The organism is Streptomyces sp. NBC_00190, from assembly GCF_036203305.1.
Lineage (GTDB): Bacteria > Actinomycetota > Actinomycetes > Streptomycetales > Streptomycetaceae > Streptomyces.
Genome location: NZ_CP108131.1, coordinates 207,793 through 230,562 on the forward strand (window position 1 = coordinate 207,793; position 22,770 = coordinate 230,562).

Genomic DNA, 22,770 nt, shown 5'->3' on the forward strand with positions numbered 1-22,770 from the left:
GGGCAGGCGCGCGGTATGACATCGCATCCGTTCGTCTCCCTCGCCCTGTCCCCGGCGCCCGGCCCCGCCTGGCTCCACCTGGCCGTCATCGCCTTCGCCCTCCTCGTCCTCGTCCATTCCCTGGCCCGGCACCGGTAGGAATTCCCCCTCCGGGGCAGACGCGCAGGGGTCAGTGGACCCAGCAGGCCCGGGAAGGGAGCAACACCATGACAGCCGTGGCAGCCGTCGCACGTCCGAGGATCCTCGTGGTGGGCGCCGGATTCGCCGGAGTGGAGTGCGTACGCCGCCTGGAGCGGCGCCTCTCCCCCACCGAGGCGGAGATCACCCTCGTCACCCCGTCCTCCTACCAGCTCTACCTGCCGCTGCTGCCGCAGGTGGCCGCCGGGGTCCTGACCCCGCAGTCGATCGCCGTGTCCCTGCGCCGCAGCCGTCGGCACCGTACGCGCATCGTTCCCGGCGGCGCCGTGGGCGTGGACACACGGGCGAAGGTGTGCGTCGTACGGAAGATCTCGGGCGAGTTGACCTCACTGGCCTACGACCACCTGGTCCTGGCCCCTGGAAGCGTCACCCGCTCCTTCGACATCCCCGGACTCGCCGAGCACGCCCGCGGCATGAAGACCCTCGCCGAGGCCGCCCACCTGCGCGATCACGTCATCGCCCAGCTCGATCTCGCCGACGCCTGCGAGGACGAGGCGGAGACGGCGGCGCGGCTCTGCTTCGTCGTCGTGGGCGGTGGCTACGCCGGCACCGAGACGGCGGCCTGCCTACAGCGGCTCACCCATCACGCGGTCCGGCGCTACCCGCGCCTGGATCCGCGCCAGATCCGCTGGCACCTCCTGGACGTCGCACCGACGCTGATGCCCGAGCTCGGCGAGGCGCTGGGCGCATCGGCCCTGGACATGCTGCACCGGCGGGGTATCGATGTGTCGCTCGGCGTGTCCGTCGCCAAGGCCGGGCCGGACGAGGTGACGCTCACCGACGGCCGTGTCCTGCGCACTCACACGCTCATCTGGACCGCCGGCGTGGCCGCCAGCCCGCTGATCGCCACGCTGGAGGCCGAGACCGATCGCGGGCGGCTCGTGGTCGCCCCCGACCTGACGGTGCCCGGCCTGCCGGGAGTCCTTGCCCTCGGCGACGCGGCCGCGGTGCCCGACCTCGCCGCGGGCACGGAGGGGGCGGTCTGCCCGCCCACCGCCCAGCACGCCCAGCGGCAGGGGCGCACGGCCGCCGACAACCTCATCGCGACCCTGCGGCACCGGCCGCTCGTGCCCTACCGGCACAAGGACCTGGGGCTGGTGGTGGACCTGGGGGGACGCGACGGTGTCGCCAGGCCCCTCGGCATCGAGCTGAGGGGCTTGCCCGCGCAGGCGGTGGCCCGGGGATACCACTGGGCGGCGCTGCGCACCAGCGTGGCCCGGACGAGGGTCCTGACGAACTGGATGCTCAACGCGGTGGCGGGTGACGATTTCGTACGGACGGGCTTCCAGGCGTGGCGGCCGCCGACGCTGAGGGAGTTCGAGCACACCGACGCGTACCTGACGCCCGAGCAGGTCCGCGAGCACGCCGCACTGCGCGCGGGACATCTCCCGTAAAGGGGGCCTTGTCGTTCGACGCCTCGGTATCCGAGGTATAGGGAGCTCTCTTCGGATCGGCCGGGCGGCCGACTCCGCCCGTGATGGGGGCGGACCGCCGTCGGCCTGGCGGCGTTGGTGGTGCTGGTCGTGCTGTTGGGGCGCTTCAGCCTGGTTCCGGGGTTCGGCGGCCTGTTCGGTGAGGAGACGCGGGACCGCTCCGGCCCCACGCTGCTCAAATCGCGCCAGGACATGAACCGTTACGAGGCGGCTGCACCGGCTGCCCTGCCCTGTGCTCGACGAGGCCGCGCTGGACCCGAACCGCTCGCACGCGGTGTCGAAACAGCGCGGCCTGCTGGACCGGCTCGGCGACCTCTTCTCCGACAACCCGGTAGCTGAGCAGGCCGTGCAGAAGCTGGCCGGGCGGCACGTCGAGGAAGCGGCCCGCGACAGGGGGCTCGCGGAGCGCGCCGAGAAGAACACGACGGCGATGCCGGAGGGGTTGTCGTTGCACTCCCTGGGTTCCGCACGGTGCACGTGCACTACGGGTGAGGGGGCGCGGGGCCTCTCGCTCCGGGGCTTGCGACGCGGAGTCCTCCTGGATCGCGGCGAGGACGACCCCGTGGTCCGCCGGGTCGGCGTAGCGGCGCAGGGCGGACCGGCTGCCCGGCCCGTTTCCGTCACCTCCGCCGACACCGGGCGAGCCCCGAGCGCCACGGCCTCGCGCTCGCCCTCGTCGAGGCGGTGCGCCGCCACGCAGGTCGGCGCAGAACCGTGCCAGGAGCCCGGACTCGGCACTGCCCAGGACGAGAACGGTTGTCTCTCGTGCCGTGCAGCTCGGTGCGGAGCCTGGTACCCGGAGCCTGGAGACCCGCCCGCGGAACAGGCGTCTCCACGCTCACCCAGCCGGTGGCGCCACGCGTCATTTGCCTCGCGGGAGCTGTCAAACCCGGCCTTCCTCCGGTCCGCGGACCACTGTCGCGCCGAAGGGCGCGGCACCCGCCTCCGGTACCGGCGCGAGCACCACGCGGGGCAGGGCCTCCGGGTGCTTCTCCGAGAGCCAGCCGATCAGCTGTTCCCGTACCGCGCAGCGCACGGTCCACAGGTCGTCCGCGTCCTCGGCGGTGACGATCACGCGCACGACCATGGTGGACGGGGTCGTCTCGGTGACGGCGACGTCCCATGCTCGGCCGTCCCACTCCCGGCAGTGGTGCAGGATCTCGTGGACCTTCTCGCGCATGAGGTCCACGGGGGCCCGGTGGTCGCAGTGGAGGAAGACGGTTCCGGTCATCTGGACGCCGCCGCGGGACCAGTTCTCGAAGGGGCGGGTGGTGAAGTACGAGACGGGCATGGTGATCCGGCGCTCGTCCCAGGTCCGTACGGCGAGGAACGTGAGGGTGATGTCCTCCACCACTCCCCACTCACCGGCGACGACGACGGTGTCGCCGATGCGCACCATGTCGCCGAAGGCGATCTGGAACCCGGCGAAGAGGTTGCCCAGCGTCGACTGGGCGGCGATGCCCGCGACGATGCCGATGATCCCGGCGGAGGCGAGCATGGAGGTGCCGAGTGCGCGGAAGCTCGGGAAGGTGAGGAGCATCGCAGCGGCCGCGACGACGGCGACGACAGCGGTCACGACTCGCATGATCAGCGTCACCTGGGTGCGGACCCTGCGGACCCGGGCCGGGTCGCGGGTGCCGGTCGCATAGCGGGCGTAGCCGGACTCGACGACGGCGGAGGCCACACCGACGATGAGCCAGGCGCCGGCGCCGATCAGGGCGAGCGAGAGGATCCGGCCGATGACGGCCTCGTTCTCCTGCAGCGGGCGCCAGGCGGTCTGCCGGTAGGCCCCCCTGAGCAGTGCGGCGAGCAGCACGATCTGCAGGGCCGGGCGGCAGCGGCGCAGCGAGTTCCACAGGGGCGTTTCGGGGTGGCGTGCGTCGGCCCGGCGCAGCAGCCGATCGACAGCCCATCCGGCCGCGACGGTGAGCAGGAGCGAGCACCCCAGGACGGTCAGCAAGCGAAGAGCGGTGTTCATATCTCCTCAGCGGATGTAGGCGGCATGGACTTCCACGCGCCTGCCCAGAGAAGAATCGGCGACACCAGGAGTCACGCCGGGAACAGGATGCGGCCCCGCGACGCCGAGGCGCCGGGGGCCGCGTCCTGGTCACCCGCGAGTACGGAAGGCTCGCGGGGACGGTCAGGTCCTGTCGCGCTTGTCGCGCAGGGAGTCCTGGATGCCGCGGGCTCGTCCCTCGGTCTCGCTCATCGCTTCCTTCGCCTTGCCCTCGGCCTGGTCCATCTTTCCCTTGTCAGCCATGGTGAACTCCTTGATGTGGGGAACCCCGATGGGGGCAAGCTGGATGAAGTCGGACCGACGTGCGCGGCGAGCCGCCGACCGCCTCGCGCTAGGCGGAGGACTCCGGCCGGGGCACCGAAGTTTTCCGGCTTTCCTGTTTAAGCGTTCGGTTCGGGACCATACGCGTGAATGACGGCGGGTCGCCGTTCGAGCGGGGCAGCGACCCGCCGAGATCGGTGGCCGCACGCTGGTGTCCCGTCCCCCCGGGCACCGCGTGCGGCCGCCGTCCTGTGAAGGGTTCCCGATCCCCGGCAGCGGCCGTTGCCGGGCGCGATCCGGGGTAGGCGCCGCATCATGAACCTCGCATCTGCGCTTGCCGCCGAAGGAACCCGTCCCTGCTGCTGATCCTCGTCGGCGTTGTCGTCGCCGCCCTGCTGGTCGCCGCCTACTGATGGGGCAGCCGTCGCGCCGCCCGCCGCCGGGCCACGGTCGGTACGGCGGCCCCCCAGCCGCGCAGCCGCTCCTGGCAGGCCCCCCAGGAGTACCCGGACCAGGGACAGCCGCACGCGTTACATCGCACGCATGACACCGGATGCTCGACACCGCACGCCCGGCCGCTTGAACGTGCCGCCGGCCGCGCCCCGGGCAGTGGGGGCGCGGCCGGCGGCGGCTTCCGGTTTCGGCCGGGGCCTACTCGCCGCGCCCTGTAACGAAGTCGCGCGCGCGGTCGACCAGTCCGGTACCGGCGGACAGCAGCCGGCTGTGCGGCTGCGAGGCCAGGACGCCGGGGTGGGGCCGGGTCGGCGCGAACCTCTTGGCCCGGCGCACCTTGTCACCCATCCTGACCAGGTCCTCCGCGGAGCACGCCTGACGGAGCCGTGGAAAGAGGTGCTCCTCCTCGTCGTGCACGTGAGCGGCGACCTCCGCCTTCAGCGCGGCGATCATCCGGTCGAAATCAGATCCCCCCGCGTCCAGTCCTTCGAGGTCCTTCAGCAGTTTCTCGACACGGGCGTGGTCGGCCAGTTCCTTGTCCGCGATGATGTCGCCGTCCGGGAAGTGCTCCCGGACCGCCGGGTAGAGGTGTTCCTCCTCCGCCACCGAATGCCGGACCAGTTCGATGGTCAGCCGCTCGGCCGCCTTCTGCCGCTCTCCAGCCGGGGCGGTGTGCTCGATCCTGTCGAACAACACTGCCACCTCACGGTGGTCGATGGTCAGTTCGGCGATGATGTCCGCTGCGTGTCCCATGCCGTGCTCCTTCCCGATCGGCCTCTACCGGCGTCGCAAGCCGGTCGTCGCGCGCGTACCCCGGACGACGCACCGCTAACGGGACGCCCGGTCGGCGCGGGGCCCGCGGTCCTCGCGCCTTGTCCAGCGGTGCCACCAGTGCCTGCGGCGGGGATGGACGGCGCGCCCCAGCCGCCGGCCGATCAACAGGTATCCGAGAAGCGCCCCTGCCGTGTTGAGGAGGACGTCGTCGATGTCGAATACGCGTCCGTCGACCAGGGCTCCCTGGAGGAGCTCCACCAGGGTCATCAGGCAGACCGTCACGACGGCCACGCGCAACAGCCCCCTGGCCACTGGCAGCAGGACGGGCAGGAGCACACCGAAGGGCAGGCCGAGCAGCAGGTTACCCCCCAGCTGGCGCACGGCCTCCGCGGTCGAACCCCCGTTCAAATAGGCGCTGATCGAACGGCCGGGACGCACGTTGCTGTGCACCAACGGCACCGAGGCGGCTGAGGGTTCCAGCGTCAGCCGGGCCAGGGCCAGACTGAACAGGACGGTCCCGGCGAAGGCGGCCAGCATGGCCAGTGCCCGGACGGCCGGGCGTACGGGGTCCCGCCGCCGCGCCGCGAGCGGCTCACGGCTCGCCCTCCCCGGGGTGGGCCCGCCCGCCTTCACCGAGTCCCCGTCGCGCCACCACGCGCACCTCTGTGTCATGCGGGCGCGTCTACCCCGTGGACCGCCCGGAACGCGCGCACCCGCGCCGGGCCTGACCGGCACGCAGCGCATGGGCACGGGCCCGTCGGGCACGCGCGTTCCGTGACCGACATTCCCCGCACCGCATCGCGTCGAGAGCGCCGTCCCTCCCGCGCCGTCGCGGCGCGCGCCCGGGCCGCGCTGCTGCGCACGGCCGTCCGTGTCTGGAACGACAACATCGCTGACCACGCGGCCGCCCTGACCTACTACGCCGTCCTGGCGCTCCTGCCCGCGCTCGTCATCGCGGTCTCCCTCGTGGGACTGCTGGGCGACGTAACGAGGAGTCGCCTGATCACCGAGCTCACCTCGTACGCGCCGCCCCAGTCGGCGCAGGCCCTGCGCGAGGCGCTCGACGGCCTGACGGCGACGCACACGTCGATATGGGTCCTGCAGATCAGCGGTGTCGTCAGCGCCCTCTGGTCGGCGTGCAGTTACCTCGCGGTGTTCCGCCGCGCACTGCACGCCATGCACCGGGTACCCGACACCCGGCCGCCGCTCCGGGCGGCGCACACACTGGTCATCACCGCCACGCTGCTGCTGATCCTGCTCGTGGCGGGCGCCGCCGGGCTGGTCGCGTCCGGGCCCGTGGCCCGCCGGGCCGTACAGGCCGCCGGTGGCGGCAGCGCGCAGAGCGTCGCGCTCCTGCGCTGGCCCCTCCAGCTCGTGGTCGTCACCCTGCTGGTCCTGATCCTCTTCCGGACCGGCCCAACCCAGAGCCGCGGGGCACGCCGGGGCCTGCCCGGCGGCGTACTGGCGGCCCTGCTCTGGCTCGCCGCCACGGGGCTCTTCACGCTCTACACCGAACTGGATACGTACGGGCGGCTCTACGGCTCGCTGGCCGGGATCGTGGTCTTCGTCGTCTGGCTCTGGTTCGCCAACCTCGCCCTGCTCACCGGCGCCCAGTTCAACGCGGAGCGCGCCCGCGACCGGGACGCTCCAGGACGTGCGCCCGGGGGCAAGGTGTCGGGCGCGGAGGGGCGACTCCGCTGATCAGCGCGGATCTACGTTCGGGAAGTGGCCTGGCCGCGAGACGCGGCGGGCCCTCGATTCCCTTTCGCTCTTACGCCTGTTGGCGTACCGCACTGTCCGGGAGTTCGCCCCGGACTCCCCCGCCCTGCTCACGTCCCTCGCCGACCACGCCGCCCTCGCCATCGCCATCGATAGCGCGAGGAGGCGCATGCCACGCTCCTGGAACTCAACACGGCGACGGAGACGGCCCGCGGGCACAGCCGCTGTGCCGCGCCGCCGAGGCCCATGACCGTCCCACCGATCTCGTCCTGCGCGGCGGCGATGTGACGGCGTGGCACAGGAGATCGCTGCCGTCCTCGAAGGAGAATTGGTGGTGCACGACGCCGACGGCACCGAACTGGCCCGGGTGTCCGCCGAACCGCTCGCCCGACCCGCCCAGAGGCGTGGCCGCCTCGCAAGCCGGCGGCCGGGCCGTCCCGAGACGTTCAGCAGGGCCATGCCGTAGGGACGGGTGCAGTGGGGGCCGCCGGTCCGGACCCGGGGCGGATCGGTCCGCACCGGCCGCGGGGCCATGGAGGGGGCGAGGTATTCGCTTCCGACCCGGTAGAGATCGAGTTCGGTGCCGAACGGATGCTCGGCGTCGGTGCCCTGGGCGCGCTCGTAGACGATGCTGCGGGTGTCACGGCTGCGGGTGTCACGGTCGTAGGGAGGGCCGTCGAAGTTCCGCTCGATACAGTACTGCTGCAGCTCCGGCCTCAACGCCTCCAGAGCGAACCTCAGGTGTCCCAGCAGCGGGTAGTTCCACAGTATGGAATGGCGGCGCTGCACGAGGTCGTCGAGGGCCACCGTCGCCAGCAGGAGCAGCGGCGCCGCCGCCGGCCACGACCAGGGTGACACCAGGACGGAGGCGGCGGCCGCGCCCGTGGCGATGGACCCGAACAGCACTACCAGAAGTATCCTCAGCACACCGCGCTCGCTTGTGTCCCAGAGTCCGCCCCTCAATCCGTACCGCGGTCCAGCGGGACGAGGCGGCGCGCGCCCCTCCTCAGGGGTCACGCCACGCCTTCCGGACCGGCCCTCACTTCCGCGCCCGGCTGCGACGTACCAGCAGCAGAATGGCCGTTGCCGCACCGACCGCGAGCAGCGGGGCGCGGTTCGCCCTGGCAACAGCCATGGCCTGGGACGCCTTTGCCAGAACTGGCTCGGGGGTCTTCTCCGTAGCCAGCCGAACCGCGTGGACCGCAGCCCGGCGCGCCTGCCGCGAGGCCTCGGCGGCCTCGTCCAGGACAGGGTCGGGGGTCTTGTCCTTCACCAGCCGGACGGCCTGCTGGGCCGTCTCACGGATCTGGTCGTTGACCTGGAGAGTCTTCTTCACGGTCTCCTCCTTCGCTTCTGCTGCTTCGCCCGGACCGTCCGCTCCCGGGACGACTCGCGGGTCAGGCGGACCGGCCTCCCTACGGCGCCGGTGCCGTCGTAGATGGCCGGGCCTCGTGTACGCCGCAGTGAACGCGTTCCGCCTGAACCGCGCTTGCCCCACCCCCGGCGGCTCATTCGCTCAGCGCTGCATCCCCGTACGGCCGACCGCCGGAGCGGGGTCCGAATGGCCGCTCGCCCTCCACGGCCGTTGGGCGGACTCCTCGTACGCTGGGGTGATGCGCCATCACGATCTGATTGTCATCGGTGCGGGTTCCGGCAACGCCGTGATCGACGACTCCTTCTCGGACCTCGATGTGGCTGTGGTCGAGGAGAGGTGGTTCGGCGGGACCTGCCTGAACGCCGGATGCATTCCGAGCAAGATGCTGGCCTACACCGCCCAGGTGGCGGCCACCGTCCGCGGCGCGGGCGCCTACGGCGTGGACGCCCGGCTGGGCGCCGTGCGGTGGCGGGAGATCCGCGACCGGGTGTTCGGCCTGCTGGACGCGGAACGGGCGGAGGGCCGGCGGGGGCGGCTGGACGAGGATCACGTCACGGTGTACGAGGGCACGGCCCGCTTCACCGGCCCCCGGGAGCTCCTGATCGACGCAGGGGATGAGGAGGTGCGGATCGGCGCCGACCGGATCGTCATCGCGGCCGGCGGCGGGCCGGCGGTGCCGCCCGTGGTGGCCGCGTCGGGAGTCCCGTACCAGACCTCGGACACGATCATGCGGATCGACTCGCCGCCCCGGCGGCTCGCCGTCCTGGGCGGCGGTTACATCGCCGCCGAACTCGCCGAGGTGTTCCATGAGGCGGGGAGCGACATCATCGTCGTGGAGGCGGAAGCGCGGCTGCTCGACGGACAGGACGAGACCGTGGCGAAGGCGTTCACCGACCTGGCCCGGAACCGCTATGACCTGCGGCTGGGCCGTCAGCTCACGGCGCTGCGGGAGGAACCCGGCGCCCTGGTCCTGACGCTCGACGACGGTTCGACGGTGCGGGCGGACCTGCTGCTGGTGGCCACGGGGCGCGTTCCCCAGGCCGACCGTCTGGACCTCACCGCGGCCGGCATCCGTACGCACGAAGACGGCCGGATCGTGGTCGACTCCCATCAACGCACCGACGTATCAGGGGTGTACGCCCTGGGCGACATCTGCTCACCGGTCCCGCTGAAGCACGTGGCCAATCGCGAGGCCGAGGTCGTCGCGCACAACCTCCTCCACCCGGACGACCTCATCAGCGCCGACCACGCCCTGGTGCCGGCGGCCGTTTTCACCCGACCCGAGATCGCGTCCGTCGGCCTCACCGAGCAGGACTGCCGCGACCGCGAGGAGGACTACCTGGTCGGCACGGCCCGCTACGCGGACGTGGCGTACGGATGGGCCATGCGGGACACCACCGGCTTCTGCAAGGTCCTGGCCGAGCGCCGCACCGGGCGGCTGCTCGGGGCGCACGTCATGGGCCCGCAGGCCGCCGTCCTGATCCAGTCCCTCGTGCTGGCCATGACTCGGGAGATCGACGCGGTGTCGCTCGCCAAGGAGCTGTACTGGATCCACCCGGCACTCGGCGAGGTCGTGAAGAACGCCCTCCTCGATCTCGCCCTCTGACCTGTACGTGTGACGGCCCGTACGCCGCTTTCCTACCGCGAAGCGGGGCATACGCGCGGAAGACCCCACAAGTGAAAGGGACTTCTGTGATTCTCACCGCGTTCCTCATTCCGCCGCTGATCCTGTGCGCCGTGCTCGCGCTCGGCCGCTACGAGGAGGCCCTGCTGGACCCACACAGTGAGCCCGCCCCGGGAGCGAACCGCCCGCCCGGTAGGCACCTGCGGGCCGTCCCCGCCCCCGAGGCTCACGGCGCTCCGGCCGGACCGAAGCACGCCCACCACCGGCGTCCCGGCCGGCGTCACGCTGCCTGAACGACTCCCTGACGGACCCTCACCCGGAGCCCCGACGTCCTCGGCGCCGGCGGCGAAGGCTCCCCCCTCCTCCAGGGCCTCACAGACCGGGTCGGGTGCGGGTTTGCCCTGCTCGACGTCGTCGGAGGTGGCGGTGTCGGCGTCGGCGTCGTCCGCGCCACCTCGCCGGGCAGGCCGATCGCCCGGTGGACGGCGTGCATGGGGACGTGGTGTCCCGCCTGGCGCGGGCCTGCCCATCACGAGGTGACGTGGGGGTGGCTGGTGTCCGTGAGTGTGCCTCGCCGTGCCGCGCAGCACGGCTCGCCATGATCGTCTCGTCAAGTCGGGGGGCCGGTCGGGGCGCGCTCGCGGAATCGTCCGGACCGGCGCCGGCGTCCACGCCTGTGTCCGGAGGCTCGTCCTGCGCGCCACGGTCCGACTGCGAGATGGGCTTCACGCCCTGCGGCTTCCGTGTGGGCGGCACTCATGTCCGTGCGTCGGGAACGACCCGTAGGTTGTCGGCGCCGCCGGCGGTGATCCGCGCGCAGTGCCGGACGACGTTGGCGAAGTCCCCCTCCGACCGCAGCAGAGCCCTCTGGATGCGCGCGCCGTTGCCGCGCTCCAGGAGCCCGGCGATACCCGCCCGGACACGGCCGTCGTCACCGCAGTCGGCCAGCGCGTCCCCGACATGTCGGTACAGCGCCTCCACGGCGTCCTCGGGGGATGTCCGGCGCATCGTCTCGGGGTGCAGCAGCGGTCCGTCGAGCCCGGAGCGGCCCGCCTGCCAGGACGCCAGCCTGAGCAGGCCGGTACTGGTCCCCGGGGGCGGACCGCCCGCCCGCCAGGACCGCGCGGCGGTCTCCACCAGCCCCCGTACGAGGGCGGCCAGGAGGACGGGGGTCGACGCGTCGAGACACACATCCGCCACCCTGACCTCCACCGTGGGGTAGGAGGCGGACAGGCGGGCATCGAAGTACACCATCGCCTCGTCGCGCAACACGCCCGACCCGACCATGGCCCGTACCTCCGCGTGGTAGCGGTCGGCGGAGCCGTAGACGCCCGTGGGCCCGGCGGAGGGAAGCCGATTCCACACACGGCTGCGGTAAGTGGCGTACCGGGTGTCCTCACCCTGCCAGAACGGCGAGTTCGCGCTCATGGCGGTCAGCACGGGAAGCCAGGGCCGTATGCGGTCCAGCACCGCGACACCTTCGTCGTCCGACTCGACCGACACGTGGACGTGGCAGCCGCACGTCAGCTGCTCCTGCGCGGTCAGGCCGAACTGGCGCGCGGCCCACTCGTAGCGGCGGCCGGGGGTGAGCGACGGCCGGACCGGAAGCGGGGAGGTGGCGGTCGCCACCACCAGCGCACCGGCCGTCGCCGCGTGGCGTGCCGCTTCGGCACGCCACAGGACGATCTCCTCCTGGAGCCCGTCCATCTCCGTGACCGGCTTCGTGGCGAACTCGACCTGTTCTTCCTGGAGCTCCGCCTCGAACGTATGGCCCGGCGCGTCCCGGTCCCCCTCGGCGGACGCCCGGGCGCGGTCCGCCGAGCGGTCGGCAGCCGCGAGCACGTCGCCGCACACGGCCAGTGCCTCCCCGGTTTCCGCGTCCGTCAGCAATAGTTCCTCTTCGACTCCGACACTGCGCATACGGTCATTCCTCACCTCGACTCCGCAGGTGCTCTGCGCCTGCCCCTGCCGGTCCCGGGTATGCAGGACCGCGCAGGGCGAGCAGCCGCTACGGTGGACGCGTGAGGCTGCTGCTGACCTCGGACACGCACGTACCGACGCGGGCCGAGCGCCTGCCGGAGGCGCTGCTGACGGCTGTCGACGAGGCCGACGTGGTCATCCACGCCGGTGACTGGACCGACGAAGCCACCCTCGACCTGCTGGAGTCGAGGTCGCGGCGCCTTATCGCCGTGTACGGCAACAACGACGGACCCGTCCTGCGCCGCAGACTGCCCGAGATCGCCCGCGCCGCACTCGGCGGTCTGCGCTTCGCGGTCGTCCACGAGACCGGCCCGGCCACCGGGCGCGAACGGCGCTGCGCCGCGCGCTTCCCCGACGCGGACGTCCTGGTGTTCGGCCACAGCCACATCCCGTGGGACTCCACGGCCCCGGGCGGGCTGCGCCTGCTCAACCCCGGCTCTCCCACTGACCGTCGGCGGCAGCCCCACCCCACCTTCCTGACCCTCACCGTCGTGGACGGCGCGTTGCGCGACCCCGCCCTCCACCGGCTGCCCGCGCGGCCCTGAGGGGCCGCGGCACGGTCTGCGCAGCCGGCACCCGGCACGGCCTTACCGGAGCTGCTTCGACGGCAGGACCTAGCGGTCCGCGAGGAGTCCTCCGAGGAACTCCCAGTCCAGGCAGTCCGCCTCAGCACCGGCCGGAACCACCGCCCAGGTCTCCTCCAGCCAGGAGTGCAGCTCGGCCCTGTCCAGCGTGAAGAGGGCGATCGGCGGCTTGGCCCCCAGCCGCAGCAGAACCTGCCCCGCACGCCCTGGGCCGGCCGTGGGCTGGATCCGTACGTCTCCCTCTCCCGCCAGGGTGCGGATGCCCCGGGAGAGGAGGTCCCGGCCGAGCACCCAGGTCACGTCGGACCCGCCCACCGGGTGGAAGGTGAGCTCGACGTCCAGGGGGGCGTCGGGGCGCCATCGGAACGTCGCCCGGAGAGGGAACCGCAGCCGGGTCCGGATTTGATGAATCTCGATCGTCCGGATCAGCTCGTGCTCGGCAACCGGGCTCCGGAAGGCCATGATGACTCGTTTCTGCGGGAGGGCGGACCGGCGGCCGGGCAGAGCCGGGGATCCAGTCCTCTGCCCGGAGCGGCACCAGGAAGCACCGGTGCCGCTCCTCCCGTCTGTTCGCTCTCGCGCATCCCAAACGACGCCACCCATCCGCCTGCCGCCATCGGTCCAGCGGGTGCTCACGCTCCCTCGCTCTCCGTGCGGTGAACGTCGGCTACGGACGAGGGGGGTGTGAGCGTTTCCTCCGTGGAGCTCGCGGGGGCGAGGTCTTCCCGGAGTGCGGCAAGGACGAACCCGTGGCCCGCAGGGTCGGCGTAGCGGCGCAGGGTGGTCCGGCTGCCCGGCAGGGTGCCGCCGTCCTCCGCGGCCACCGGGCGGGCTCCGAGTGCCACAGCCTCACGCTCGGCCTCGTCGAGGCCCTGTGCCGCTACGAGGATGCGTAGATGGGCCTGTTGGGAGCCCTCGGGGAGGGGCCAGCTCGGCGGGGCGTGGGCCGGGTCGCGGCGGATGCCGACCACCACGCCGGTGCGACCGGTGACGAGGAGGAGGTCCCCGTCGCCCGGGGCCGGCCCAGCCGTGCCATCGAGCAGTTCGGCGTAGAACCGTGCCAGCAGCTCGGGCTCGGCACTGTCCAGGACGAGAACGGTTGTCTTGGGTACGGTCATGCACGCCGTCTGCCCAGCGTCAGCGCCCGTACACGGGGAGTTCCCATGGCGCGGGGCCGGGGCCGTGCGGGCCGGGCCGGGCCGTGCGGGCAGCCGGGCCGTGCGGGCCGGGCCGCCGCCCTCGGCCGGTCAGGAGCGGATGCGTAGTCCGATCTCCTTCTCCTGGTCTCCCGATACGGTTCCTGTGTCCTCGACCGTGAAGTGCCCGGCGAGGGCGGCATGCATGCGCTCCACCGCGCGGGGTCCTCCCTGGAGGGTGACGCTGACGGTGTCCTTCAGCCGAACGGGGGTCGTCCGCCACTCCGCCGGTTCCGCCGACCTCGCCGCGTCGAGAGTCGCAGTCCATACGGTCGCGACCTGGACGCCCTCCCCGGTGCGACCCGACGCACCCACCGCTCCTGCCGCGCCCGCCTCCGCCTCCGCCTCCGCGGGGAAGAACTCCTCAAGCAGGTCGAGGACGGTGCGTGCGTCCTCGAGGGAACAGTCAGCGACCGCCACCACCACCATTTCGGCCGCCCGGTCGTCCTTGTCCTGGCTGTCCATCGGGTGCCACCTCCCTCACACAGGTCGGGGGTCGCCCCCGCGGAACAGGCATCTCCACGCTCACACAGCATGTCGCACCGCGCATCATTTGCTCACGGAGCGTTCCGAGCCCGCACGGCGCGGCGCCCGCCTCCGGCGCGCATTCCACACACCTGCCCCGTGGAGCAGCGCCGACACCGGAAGCCACGCAGGTCGCGAGGGCCGCGCCGGAAACAGGATGCGGCCCCGCGACGCCGAGGCGCCGGGGGCCGCATCCTGAATCACCCGCGAGTCCCGAGGGGGGACTCGCCGGGGCGGTCAGGTCCTGTCGCGCTTGTCACGCAGGGAGTCCTGAATGCCGCGGGCACGCTCCTCGGTCTCGCTCACCGCTTCCTTCGCCTTGCCCTTGGCCTGGTCCATCTCGCCCTCGGCCTTCATCCGGTCGTTGCCGGTGACCTTGCCGACGGCCTCCTTGGCCTTGCCCTTGGCCTGGTCCATCTTTCCCTTGTCAGCCATGGTGAACTCCTTTGTGTGGGATCCCTGACGGGCTCAAATTAGGCGAAATTAGACTATTTCGCTCGGCGGGGCGGCGGTTGCCGCGCAGAACGTGCATGGCGCCGGCACCGTCGGCCCCGGCAGCGAGACTTTTTCCGGTGTCCTTGCTTGAGCCCTCGGTTCGGGGCCATACGCGTGAATGTCGGCGGGTCGCCGTTCGAGCGGGGCGGCGACCCGCCGAGATCGGCGGCCGTGCGCCGCATTCCGTCCCCCTCGGGCACCGCGTGCGGCAGCCGACCGACCACGGCCACCTGAAGTCCGGTCTTCGAATCCCCCGTTCCCGCGGCGGCCAGGTCAGCTCCCGTCGGCCCGGCCGCCGCTGCGGTCCGCCGGGCAAGGGCCGGCTGAGGAGGCGTGCTGGGATGCGCCGAGCAGTGCGGCCTGGGTCGCGTTGGCCCCCGGGGCTCCGTGGACCACTTCGCGGTATGGGCTCCCGCGGAGGCGAGGTGAGGAACTGCGCCGCTCCGGCCTGCGGGACCGGGGTGGCCGCCGAGCCGTTCACCGGAAGTACGGAAACGGCGCCATTCCGGGCACGGCAAAGGGGCCCGCCCGCCCTCCTCGAGAACGGACCCGTCACCTCCGGGTGCCGGCCTCGCACTACCAGCGGTACCAGCGCCCGCCGCCTCCCTTCGGACGGGCCACAAACCCGAGCAGCCAGATGACGAGGAGGGCGATTGCGACCCACCACAGGATCTTGACCGCGAAACCGGCGCCGAAGAGAATCAGCGCGAGCAGAAGGACGAGAGGCAGGGGAACCATGGTTATCAACCTCCGGAACGCCGTGCGTCCGGACTACCGTTCGATACACGTGGTGCCTTGACCGGGCGTCGGGTGAGGGCTTTGGCGATGGGCGCACTGCTGGTGCTCACCGGGTGCGGTGGCGGCGGCGACGAGGCGCCCGTCTCCTGGAAACGCCCCTGCGACATGCTGCCCAAGGCCGTAGTGGAGAAGTCGGTCGGCGTCCCGCTCGTGGCGGCGGGCTCGCAAGGACCGTACGGGTTCCAGTGCCTCTACCGGCCGCCGAAGACCGCCGAGGACTTCTGGACGGTCTCCTTCAGGTCGGACACCGCCGGGACACAATGCCCCGATCCGAAATCGCAGCCCGCACCGGAGATCGACGCCGACGCGTACAAGATCGACGACAACGGACGTGTGGTCGTCGGGGGTCCGTACCACGGCCACTGCCTGCGCATCGCGGGCTACAGCAGCTGGGTCGACGGATCGCAGGTCACTGTCGCCTCTGCCGCCGATCTCCTCCGCACGGCCAAGGGCCGCATGGAGTGACGGGGCGCTGCCGTGTCGGACCCGGCCCCGCCACGATCCGGTCTCCGGACCACGCGCCGGTCCGGCCATCCCGAAGACCCTGTGCGGTCGGCGGTTTGAAACCCCGGGGTAGCGGCGGGCGTCGGTCAACCTCGTGGCCGGCCGGTAGGAGCCCGTGAACGAACGGTCGCTGTCGCCGCACGTCACCGTGGTCTGCCCTTCCACGACCCGCACCGGCACGGTGCCGATGACGGACAGGTAGGCGCCGTCTGCGAGCTGGGTCAGGACCGGGGTGCGACGGTTGGCGCGCAGGCGGCCCAGGAACTGTCCGCCGGTGTCGGCGATGGCGGCGAGGAAGGCGTTGGCGTCGAAGCCCTTGTCCCACAGCACGAGCATGCCGCGATCCAGGTGGTACAGCGCTGCCTGGCGGTGGCGGTCTCGCCGTCGCTGGTGGGACCGAACACGGCGCCGATCAGGGCCCGGGTACCGGTTTCCACCAACGTCATCAGCTCCATCATCGGGTATCCGCCCCGGTTGCCGGGCCCAGACCCCTCCACGTTTCGGTCGCTGTCGGGGAGCTTGATCGAGCTGTAGCCGTCGAAGGAGACTGTCCGAAACGGCCCGAGCCGCACCCCGGGAGCCGTCGGCTGGCCAGCAGCCCGGCCAGGATCTCGAACAAGCTCTGTATCGGTGCGGAACCGACCCGTCGGCGCAGGTCACGCCGGGCTTTCGCGGTCGGCAAGGCGACCTCGAGCCCAGCACCCGTCAGTGCCGCGGCCAGCTTGTGCCAGAGCAGCCGGTAGCCGACCTCCGGGAACAGTCACATCGCGAGCACGAAGTAGACCCCGACCCGCGAGGGCAGTTCCCCTAACCGGCGCTGCATACGCCGGGTTTCATCCAGGATGGCGTCGACGAGGTCGAACGGTATGACCTGCGTCAACTCGCCCAGATGACCGGGCGCGAAAGGACCCACGGCCACGGTGAACTCGCGGGAGACCGTCGTCGGACCGGGCGGCAGGGCACACTGACGTGTGGGCGAACGGGGCTCCTCGGCGATCAGAAGTCTTGGCGGACTACCTGACCGACGCGGCCCCGTGGCGTACCGATCCGGCGCCGGAACCCCTTGCCACCAGCGCATGGGCGAGCCGAACCCTGTCGCAGTCGACAGGACACCGGTGAGTAGGCGGGGCCCTTGTCCGGGTCCTATTCGGCCAGTCCCCGGAGCAGGCCCTCCAGATCGCGCTCGCCGTCGCGGGTCTGGGCACCGTGGGCCAGTCCGCCGCGGATCAACCGCTCGGCCGCGGGGCGAACAACCTGTCCCGCCCAGGCGTCGTGCTCCCGCAGAAGACCCTCGGCCAGGTCCTCGGGGACGATGGCGCGCTTGGCCGCCGCGATCACGCCCTCGGGCAAGGCTGCGATGTTGCGGGCGAGGCGGTCAACGATGTCGTCGAGTTCGTCAGCAGGGACGGCCCGGTTCACCCAGCCGTAGCGCTCTGCGGTTTCGGCGTCGTACAGATCGGCACCCAGCACCGCCTCCAGGGCGCGATTGCGGCCGACCCGACCGGCGAGGTACTGCGTGCCTCCTCCACCAGGGACGATGCCCATGAGAGCTTCAATCTGGCCGATCCCGGCGCGACCGATCGCCGCGAACGCCATGTCCGCGGCCGTGACGAACTCCGCCCCTCCTCCGCGCGCCATCCCGGCGAGCTTGACGATGGTCACCTGGGGCTGGTGCCGAAGCAGCTCCCCCAGAGCCTGGAAGACGTTGACGCCGTCCGGAAGGTCAGACGCGAGCTTGTCGAAGGCGTCTGGCGTGTCGACGAGCGACATGTCGACGTGGGCTATGAAGAACTCCGGATTGGCGCTGTCGAACACGATCACCCGAACCGAGTCGTCGTCCCTCAGCGCGGTCAGCACGTGCCGGAGGTCGGCCATCAGAGTGACGTCCAGGACGTTGACGGGCGGGCTGTCGAGGGTGACGCGGGCGATGCCGTCCTCGCGGCTCAGCCGCAGGGTCGCGTAGGCGTCGTGGTTCATGGAGATCTCCGATCGGTACCTGATACGCATCTAGGTTCCTGATGCATACTTAGACTGCGATGGTGGGCGACCGACGTCAATAACGCACTTTCGGCATCGCAAGGATCGCGAAGGATACCGACATGGCCACTTCTGCAACCGGCGCCGACCCTGGCACCGACATCGTCTACCGGTCCGACTGCCCCAGCCGCCCGATCCTCGACCAGATCGCTGACAAGTGGTCGATGATGGTGATGGCAGTCCTTGACAAGCCCACTCGATTCAACGAAATCAAGCGCCGCCTTGAGGGCGTGACCCAGCGGGTCTTGACCCAGACCCTGCGCCGCCTGGAGCGCAACGGGATGGTCGTGCGCCGCGTGCTGCCAACCTCGCCGGTCGGGGTCGAGTACTCCCTCACCCCGCTCGGCGCATCCCTGCGGGAGCCATTCGGCCGGTTGTACGACTGGACGGTCAACAACGCGGACGAGATCCGGGCGCACCAAATGGACTACGACCGACGCCTTCAGAGCCGAGAAGGCGTGCCCGAGACCCCATCGTCCTGAGCTGACTCGCTCCGGGCACCGTTTCGGCGTCCGGTCCCCCAAACCTGCGGTCCGATGCTGGCATCTCACGCTACAGTCGGCGCTTTCCCCCCGGGCCTCGAACCCGATGCCCAGGTGCGGGTCGAATGCGTCTGGCCGAACCGTCAGTTCCGCAGGGGCGTAGATGCCGGGAAGCAGCCGGCAGTGCCATCACTTCTCGATTCTGGCACAGATCTTGGGGAGCGGTCGCGGAGGGTTACAGCGGTATTCGAATGCGCTCGTTGATTGGCTACCCACGCGCTGCGGCTGGGCCGGGCTCCCTCGACGGTCAGCCGGGAAATCAACCGGCATGGAGGCAGAGGTGCCTATCGGGCGGCCAGGGCGGAGGAACGGGCGGGGGACAGAGCCCAGCGCCCGCAGAGGTGCTTGCTCGCGATGAACGAGAGGCTTCGGGACCTCGTGCAGGCGAGGCTCGAGGAGCACTGGTCACCCGAGCAGATCTCCGGCTGGCTCAGGGCTGCCCATCCCGACGATGAGGGTCTGCGGATATCGCCGGAGACGATCCACCGAAGCCTGTTTGTCCAGTCCCGGCAGGTGCTGGCTCAGGAGTTGATCGGCCGGTTGCGGTCCGGACGCGCGACGCGTCGTTCCAAGAGGCGAGAACATCTGGGCAGGGACGTGGCGGACACCGATGCGGTCCCGGTCGCCGACGGCCGGTCGAGGTGGCAAGCCGGGGGGGTGCCCGGGCACTGGGCAGGCGACCTGATAGTCGGCAGCAGGAACACGCACGTCGCCATGCTCGTGGAGCGGCATTCGCCCAGGTGGCCGACAAGGACACCGACGGCGTCGCGTCGGCGCTCATCGAACAGCTCGGCAGGCTTCCATCGGCCCTGCGGAGCACGCTCACCTGGGAACGCAGGATGGAAATCGAGGCTTCCGCCGTCGGCGAGTCTTGCGCTTGCGGAGGCCATGGCAGGTGAGTCCGAAGGAACGCGGCCTTGATCGAGATGACCGCCTCCCGGTCGTGATACGGCCGGCCAGGCCCGCGAGGCAGACAGCCGCAACGCCTCACTGATGCGGGTGGGCTGCTGACGGCGGCAGACGACGGTGACGCCGCGGGCGGGTCGGCTCGCCGCCAGGGCCTGCCCAGCGGAACTTGCCGGGCCGCCGCGCCCAATGCGGATGAGGCAGCACCCGACGGGATCCCGCTGGCGAACGACATGAACGGGGCCGCCTGCCCGAGGGTGAAGTAGCCGCCCGCGCTGTACTCGCGGACGACCGGCGCGTAGGGCCGGAACGGCTCGCGAAACGTCACCTAGGCGTCAAGGCGGTGCACTGCGTCCGGGCTCAGCGGCGACGCAAGGATCGAACGGTTGCCCAGCGCGCGGTCCGGCCTCCAACGAGCGTCGGGCTCGGCCTCGATCGGCCGCACGATCTCCCCGTGAACGCCCCCTGTCGCCAGGGGGCATGGGATTGAATGGCCTCAACAAGCTTGTCCATGCGCCGAGTTCGTCAGAGCACTGGACGCGAATTCGTCATGAAGAGAAGGAGCAGTCGATGAGCGGAGAATCCCCGACCCCGTCGGGATCCGGAATGCCTCCCGTGGCACCTCCTCCACCCGGCCAACCTCCGACGACGTCTCCCGATCCCAGCAGGCCCGACGGGGGTCCGCGACCTGGTCCGTCAGGTCGCCGCATTGCCGAGTGGGCGGCGCTCATCTCCGCAGTGACCGGAGTTCTCGGACTGCTGCTGGGGTTCTTCGGCCTGCCCACGATCGTGAGCTCCCCCACCGCCAAGACCGTCCGGGAGACCGCCCCCGTCACCGCGACACCTCCGCCCGCGAGTCCCGGGCCGACCGCGGGCCCGACCGACAAGCAATCACCGGCGGCCCCCCTCGAACCCATTCGCAAGACGAACATTCATATGACCATCCGGTATTACCTGTCCTTCTCCCTGGACCCCGTCACACCCCGTGAAGGGGAGGGGGACTTCAACTTCTTCGCCCTCGGGGACGGAGAGATCAACTCGACCGGAGGCACAGTGGTGCGGCTGGACCCGGGCCAACAGGGCTCTCTGGACGTCTGCATCTCCGACACCCGCTACGTCAGACGGCTTGAGGTCGCAGAGCTGACTCCGGGGACCCAACTCTGTGTCGTCAACAAGGCCAATGTCGGACTCATCGAGATCCGGGCGCTCCCCGACCCGAAGGCTTCCAGCTCCTACCTCACCTTCGACGCCACTATCTGGCGTCAGGCGGTCCGCCCCGAAGGGACCCATTGAAGTGACGTGACCCCCGGGTGTGGACACAGGGGTTCATGCTGCGAGTGAGGGTTTAGCTGTCTTGTGGTGCTGCGCTTCGAACTCGATCGGGAAGAGGTAGCCCAGCGCGCTGTGGCGTAGGCGGGCGTTGTAGTAGGTGAGCCACTGGAAGATCTCCAGCCTCGTCTGACGGAACGTCGAGAACAGCTTCCCGTGCATCACTTCTCGTTTCAGTCCCTGCCAGAAACTCGCGGCCAGGGCGTTGTCGTAGCTCGAGCCGACCCTGCCCATGCTCCTGCGGGTGCCGTACCGGTTGCAGACCTGGGCGAACCGGGCCGAGGTGTATTTGCGATCCGCGGTCCGCGTGGAAGATCACTGTGGTGGCGTAGCCGCCACGGGTCGCTACCGCGGCTGGGAGTGCACCGATGACGAGCTCGGCCCGCATGTGCAGGGCCCATCGACCATGCGAATACCCGGCGGGAGCGGATGTCGATGACACAGGAGAGGTAGAGCCACGCGGCTCCGACCTGTACGTATGTGATGTCGTCGCACCCCTTCTCGTCCAGCGTAGGGGCGGTGAAGTCCCGCTGAACCAGGTCTGGCGCCGGCGGCGCAAGGCGGTCCGGGGTCGTAGTGCGCTTCTTCTTCCGCAGGTGACGGCCGGAGACTACGTGCTTGCGCATCAGCCTGGCCACCCGCTTGCGGGTGACCGTGTGACCCGAACCCGCGCAGCTCGGCATGGACTCGAAGTGCGCCGTAGTTCCCGTGGTGTTCGGCATGGATCTCACGGATCTCCTCGACCAGGGCGTCCTCCTCGAGCTGCCGCTCCGCCCGTGCTTCGGCGCCGGCGATCCACCGGTAGTAGCCCGAGCGGGAAGCCGCCAGTACCTGGCATATCAGTCTGATGCCGAACATCTCGGCGTGGGCGGAGACGAAGTCCCAAGCGGCGGTCTTCACTTCATCTTCCGGGCAAAATAGGCCGCTGCCCGACGCAGGACTTCCCGCTCGAGCTGCCATTCCTTCTCCGCGTTGGCCAGCCGGGCGTTCTCCGACCGCGGCCGACCAACTCGGCCGCTCCGCAGTGCACTTCGAGGGCCGTGTCACGTGGATCTACACCTTCCAGGATCAACAAGATCCATTGTCAGGTGTGTCCACACCACTGGGATCACCTCACCGCGGGCGACAGCGCGAGGCGGGGCATCCGCGGTGTGTCGCCCGAGCGCGCCGAGCACGTCCTGCCCGACTGAAGAACTGGAAGATCTGCGGGGCTGCCGGCCCAGGGACAACGGCCTCGACCAAGCCACGGTCGGCGGCGTCCGACTTCACAGCTTTGCATCCCTGGGTGCCGCCCGCCCCAAACGGAACAGCCTTTGGCTGCACGATGAGACGACAAGTAATCAGTAGGGTTGAATCAATGCACATCCCCTATGTCTTCGGCATGCTGCGCTGTCATATTCGTGCCAGATCGCCCCGCTCATCTCGTTGCACCCATCAGGGGAAGGCAGGAACATGGGCAAATTCAGGTATGGAGCCGCGGCGTCGGTCGTGCTGGCCGCCTTGGGATCGCTCGCGGCCGCGGGAGGCACGGCTCACGCGGAAGCAGGTCAGGACACCATCAGCATGCTGAAGCAGGAGAAGACTCAGTGGTGCTGGGTCGCCTCCGGGCTGACCATCGCCAAGTTCCAGGGCTTCGGCTCCACACAGACGGACTTCTGCAACCGGGCCCAGCCCTACTACGGCTGTAACAACCAGCCCGCCACGCTGGACGACATGGCCAGGGGCTGGAGCAGCCTCGGCATGGCCCACACCGGCTCGGGCCTGAGCAGCGCGGCCACGTTCAGCCAGGTGTACACCGACGTCAAGGCGGCCCGACCGATCGGTGCCCGCATCGGGTGGACGTCCGGCGGCGGCCACATGAACGTGGTCTACGGCTTCGACACGTCGAACAACACGATCGCCGTGGCCGACCCGTGGCCGGACACCACCACGTACACGTGGTGGAACTACAACGACTACGTGAGCAACAGCTCGTCCAAGTGGACCCACTCCCGCATCGGTATCTCCCGCTAAGGCAGGC

At 70.6% G+C, this 22,770-nt stretch carries 21 protein-coding genes and 5 pseudogenes; 11 read left to right on the plus strand and 15 right to left on the minus strand.

Translation table 11 applies throughout. The features are described 5' to 3' along the window. Positions 1 to 15 precede the first annotated feature (15 nt). The 3 genes and pseudogenes from OG429_RS01060 to OG429_RS01070 form a co-directional block, all read left to right on the plus strand. Positions 16 to 138 carry a hypothetical protein gene (locus tag OG429_RS01060; protein ID WP_328923375.1) on the plus strand — a complete coding sequence of 41 codons (123 nt, stop codon included), beginning with the start codon at positions 16 to 18 and terminating at the stop codon, positions 136 to 138. Between the two features lie 68 nt (positions 139 to 206). Continuing rightward, complete coding sequence (locus OG429_RS01065; protein ID WP_328923376.1) at positions 207 to 1,592, plus strand: NAD(P)/FAD-dependent oxidoreductase; 1,386 nt, start codon at positions 207 to 209, stop codon at positions 1,590 to 1,592. A gap of 105 nt (positions 1,593 to 1,697) precedes the next feature. Next, positions 1,698 to 2,121, plus strand: a pseudogene (locus OG429_RS01070) (DUF4230 domain-containing protein); the annotation flags it as partial. Between the two features lie 393 nt (positions 2,122 to 2,514). Here the strand turns inward: OG429_RS01070 and OG429_RS01075 are convergent. The 3 genes from OG429_RS01075 to OG429_RS01085 form a co-directional block, all read right to left on the minus strand. Continuing rightward, positions 2,515 to 3,609: a mechanosensitive ion channel family protein gene (locus OG429_RS01075; RefSeq protein WP_328923377.1), complete on the minus strand. Its 1,095-nt coding sequence runs from the start codon at positions 3,607 to 3,609 to the stop codon at positions 2,515 to 2,517. Positions 3,610 to 4,560: 951 nt separating this feature from the next. After that, the gene (locus OG429_RS01080) at positions 4,561 to 5,115 is read right to left on the minus strand and encodes a hemerythrin domain-containing protein (protein ID WP_328923378.1); all 555 of its coding nucleotides are present in this window, start codon (positions 5,113 to 5,115) and stop codon (positions 4,561 to 4,563) included. Between the two features lie 75 nt (positions 5,116 to 5,190). Continuing rightward, positions 5,191 to 5,808 (minus strand): VanZ family protein, encoded by a 618-nt coding sequence (locus tag OG429_RS01085; RefSeq protein ID WP_328923379.1) that lies wholly within the window; start codon positions 5,806 to 5,808, stop codon positions 5,191 to 5,193. A gap of 102 nt (positions 5,809 to 5,910) precedes the next feature. Here OG429_RS01085 and OG429_RS01090 point away from each other — a divergent pair, with 102 nt between their 5' ends. Beyond that, the gene (locus tag OG429_RS01090) at positions 5,911 to 6,837 is read left to right on the plus strand and encodes a YihY/virulence factor BrkB family protein (protein WP_328923380.1); all 927 of its coding nucleotides are present in this window, start codon (positions 5,911 to 5,913) and stop codon (positions 6,835 to 6,837) included. A 456-nt stretch (positions 6,838 to 7,293) separates the two neighbouring features. On the opposite strand, the pseudogene OG429_RS01095 reads toward OG429_RS01090, so the two are convergent. Together OG429_RS01095 and OG429_RS01100 are read right to left on the minus strand one after the other, a co-directional pair. Then, positions 7,294 to 7,782 (minus strand): annotated as a pseudogene (locus OG429_RS01095) (FMN-binding glutamate synthase family protein); the annotation flags it as partial. A gap of 112 nt (positions 7,783 to 7,894) precedes the next feature. Then, positions 7,895 to 8,191, minus strand: coding sequence for a hypothetical protein (locus tag OG429_RS01100; RefSeq protein ID WP_328923381.1), 297 nt, complete (start codon positions 8,189 to 8,191; stop codon positions 7,895 to 7,897). Between the two features lie 277 nt (positions 8,192 to 8,468). Between OG429_RS01100 and OG429_RS01105 the strand changes: the two genes are divergently transcribed. Beyond that, positions 8,469 to 9,836 carry a mycothione reductase gene (locus OG429_RS01105; protein ID WP_328923382.1) on the plus strand — a complete coding sequence of 456 codons (1,368 nt, stop codon included), beginning with the start codon at positions 8,469 to 8,471 and terminating at the stop codon, positions 9,834 to 9,836. Between the two features lie 86 nt (positions 9,837 to 9,922). Further along, entirely contained in the window at positions 9,923 to 10,147 is a 225-nt protein-coding gene (locus OG429_RS01110) for a hypothetical protein (protein ID WP_328923383.1), read from the plus strand. A 167-nt stretch (positions 10,148 to 10,314) separates the two neighbouring features. On the opposite strand, the pseudogene OG429_RS41320 reads toward OG429_RS01110, so the two are convergent. Together OG429_RS41320 and OG429_RS01120 are read right to left on the minus strand one after the other, a co-directional pair. Continuing rightward, positions 10,315 to 10,425 (minus strand): annotated as a pseudogene (locus OG429_RS41320) (HAD family hydrolase); the annotation flags it as partial. Positions 10,426 to 10,610: 185 nt separating this feature from the next. Then, complete coding sequence (locus OG429_RS01120; RefSeq protein WP_328923384.1) at positions 10,611 to 11,774, minus strand: glutamate--cysteine ligase; 1,164 nt, start codon at positions 11,772 to 11,774, stop codon at positions 10,611 to 10,613. Positions 11,775 to 11,875: 101 nt separating this feature from the next. On the opposite strand from OG429_RS01120, the gene OG429_RS01125 reads away from it, so the two are divergent. Beyond that, entirely contained in the window at positions 11,876 to 12,379 is a 504-nt protein-coding gene (locus tag OG429_RS01125; RefSeq protein WP_328923385.1) for a metallophosphoesterase family protein, read from the plus strand. 69 nt (positions 12,380 to 12,448) lie between these two features. Here OG429_RS01125 and OG429_RS01130 read toward each other — a convergent pair whose 3' ends face one another. The 5 genes from OG429_RS01130 to OG429_RS01150 form a co-directional block, all read right to left on the minus strand. Beyond that, on the minus strand, positions 12,449 to 12,880 hold the full coding sequence (locus OG429_RS01130; RefSeq protein ID WP_328923386.1) for an SsgA family sporulation/cell division regulator: 432 nt from the start codon (positions 12,878 to 12,880) through the stop codon (positions 12,449 to 12,451). Positions 12,881 to 13,050: 170 nt separating this feature from the next. Further along, the gene (locus OG429_RS01135) at positions 13,051 to 13,536 is read right to left on the minus strand and encodes a VOC family protein (protein ID WP_328923387.1); all 486 of its coding nucleotides are present in this window, start codon (positions 13,534 to 13,536) and stop codon (positions 13,051 to 13,053) included. Between the two features lie 129 nt (positions 13,537 to 13,665). Beyond that, positions 13,666 to 14,079: a hypothetical protein gene (locus OG429_RS01140; protein WP_328923388.1), complete on the minus strand. Its 414-nt coding sequence runs from the start codon at positions 14,077 to 14,079 to the stop codon at positions 13,666 to 13,668. Positions 14,080 to 14,376: 297 nt separating this feature from the next. Continuing rightward, on the minus strand, positions 14,377 to 14,574 hold the full coding sequence (locus OG429_RS01145) for a CsbD family protein (protein ID WP_328923389.1): 198 nt from the start codon (positions 14,572 to 14,574) through the stop codon (positions 14,377 to 14,379). A gap of 636 nt (positions 14,575 to 15,210) precedes the next feature. After that, a complete protein-coding gene (locus OG429_RS01150; RefSeq protein ID WP_328923390.1) occupies positions 15,211 to 15,372 on the minus strand; it encodes a hydrophobic protein in 162 nt (53 codons plus the stop codon). Between the two features lie 87 nt (positions 15,373 to 15,459). On the opposite strand from OG429_RS01150, the gene OG429_RS01155 reads away from it, so the two are divergent. Further along, a complete protein-coding gene (locus tag OG429_RS01155) occupies positions 15,460 to 15,897 on the plus strand; it encodes a hypothetical protein (protein WP_328923391.1) in 438 nt (145 codons plus the stop codon). 493 nt (positions 15,898 to 16,390) lie between these two features. Here OG429_RS01155 and OG429_RS01160 read toward each other — a convergent pair. Beyond that, positions 16,391 to 17,014, minus strand: a pseudogene (locus tag OG429_RS01160) (transposase domain-containing protein). A 65-nt stretch (positions 17,015 to 17,079) separates the two neighbouring features. Continuing rightward, positions 17,080 to 17,913 (minus strand): enoyl-CoA hydratase/isomerase family protein, encoded by an 834-nt coding sequence (locus tag OG429_RS01165; protein ID WP_328923392.1) that lies wholly within the window; start codon positions 17,911 to 17,913, stop codon positions 17,080 to 17,082. Positions 17,914 to 18,035: 122 nt separating this feature from the next. On the opposite strand from OG429_RS01165, the gene OG429_RS01170 reads away from it, so the two are divergent. Together OG429_RS01170 and OG429_RS01175 are read left to right on the plus strand one after the other, a co-directional pair. Next, the gene (locus OG429_RS01170) at positions 18,036 to 18,455 is read left to right on the plus strand and encodes a winged helix-turn-helix transcriptional regulator (protein ID WP_328923393.1); all 420 of its coding nucleotides are present in this window, start codon (positions 18,036 to 18,038) and stop codon (positions 18,453 to 18,455) included. 1,704 nt (positions 18,456 to 20,159) lie between these two features. Beyond that, positions 20,160 to 20,714, plus strand: a complete 555-nt coding sequence (locus OG429_RS01175; protein WP_328923394.1) for a ferrous iron transport protein A — start codon at positions 20,160 to 20,162, stop codon at positions 20,712 to 20,714. A 33-nt stretch (positions 20,715 to 20,747) separates the two neighbouring features. Here OG429_RS01175 and OG429_RS41325 read toward each other — a convergent pair. Continuing rightward, positions 20,748 to 21,530: pseudogene (locus OG429_RS41325) on the minus strand (IS3 family transposase); the annotation flags it as partial. 672 nt (positions 21,531 to 22,202) lie between these two features. On the opposite strand from OG429_RS41325, the gene OG429_RS01185 reads away from it, so the two are divergent. After that, entirely contained in the window at positions 22,203 to 22,763 is a 561-nt protein-coding gene (locus tag OG429_RS01185; RefSeq protein WP_328923396.1) for a papain-like cysteine protease family protein, read from the plus strand. Positions 22,764 to 22,770 lie beyond the last annotated feature (7 nt).

What these genes read in the sequence shown, in the direction of transcription:
- OG429_RS01060 (WP_328923375.1), top strand. Translation starts at nt 16, where the DNA reads ATGACATCGCATCCGTTCGTCTCCCTCGCCCTGTCCCCGGCGCCCGGC.
- OG429_RS01065 (WP_328923376.1), top strand. Translation starts at nt 207, where the DNA reads ATGACAGCCGTGGCAGCCGTCGCACGTCCGAGGATCCTCGTGGTGGGC.
- OG429_RS01075 (WP_328923377.1), bottom strand. Translation starts at nt 3,609, where the DNA reads ATGAACACCGCTCTTCGCTTGCTGACCGTCCTGGGGTGCTCGCTCCTG.
- OG429_RS01080 (WP_328923378.1), bottom strand. Translation starts at nt 5,115, where the DNA reads ATGGGACACGCAGCGGACATCATCGCCGAACTGACCATCGACCACCGT.
- OG429_RS01085 (WP_328923379.1), bottom strand. Translation starts at nt 5,808, where the DNA reads ATGACACAGAGGTGCGCGTGGTGGCGCGACGGGGACTCGGTGAAGGCG.
- OG429_RS01105 (WP_328923382.1), top strand. Translation starts at nt 8,469, where the DNA reads ATGCGCCATCACGATCTGATTGTCATCGGTGCGGGTTCCGGCAACGCC.
- OG429_RS01120 (WP_328923384.1), bottom strand. Translation starts at nt 11,774, where the DNA reads ATGCGCAGTGTCGGAGTCGAAGAGGAACTATTGCTGACGGACGCGGAA.
- OG429_RS01130 (WP_328923386.1), bottom strand. Translation starts at nt 12,880, where the DNA reads ATGGCCTTCCGGAGCCCGGTTGCCGAGCACGAGCTGATCCGGACGATC.
- OG429_RS01135 (WP_328923387.1), bottom strand. Translation starts at nt 13,536, where the DNA reads ATGACCGTACCCAAGACAACCGTTCTCGTCCTGGACAGTGCCGAGCCC.
- OG429_RS01140 (WP_328923388.1), bottom strand. Translation starts at nt 14,079, where the DNA reads ATGGACAGCCAGGACAAGGACGACCGGGCGGCCGAAATGGTGGTGGTG.
- OG429_RS01145 (WP_328923389.1), bottom strand. Translation starts at nt 14,574, where the DNA reads ATGGCTGACAAGGGAAAGATGGACCAGGCCAAGGGCAAGGCCAAGGAG.
- OG429_RS01150 (WP_328923390.1), bottom strand. Translation starts at nt 15,372, where the DNA reads ATGGTTCCCCTGCCTCTCGTCCTTCTGCTCGCGCTGATTCTCTTCGGC.
- OG429_RS01155 (WP_328923391.1), top strand. Translation starts at nt 15,460, where the DNA reads ATGGGCGCACTGCTGGTGCTCACCGGGTGCGGTGGCGGCGGCGACGAG.
- OG429_RS01165 (WP_328923392.1), bottom strand. Translation starts at nt 17,913, where the DNA reads ATGAACCACGACGCCTACGCGACCCTGCGGCTGAGCCGCGAGGACGGC.
- OG429_RS01170 (WP_328923393.1), top strand. Translation starts at nt 18,036, where the DNA reads ATGGCCACTTCTGCAACCGGCGCCGACCCTGGCACCGACATCGTCTAC.
- OG429_RS01185 (WP_328923396.1), top strand. Translation starts at nt 22,203, where the DNA reads ATGGGCAAATTCAGGTATGGAGCCGCGGCGTCGGTCGTGCTGGCCGCC.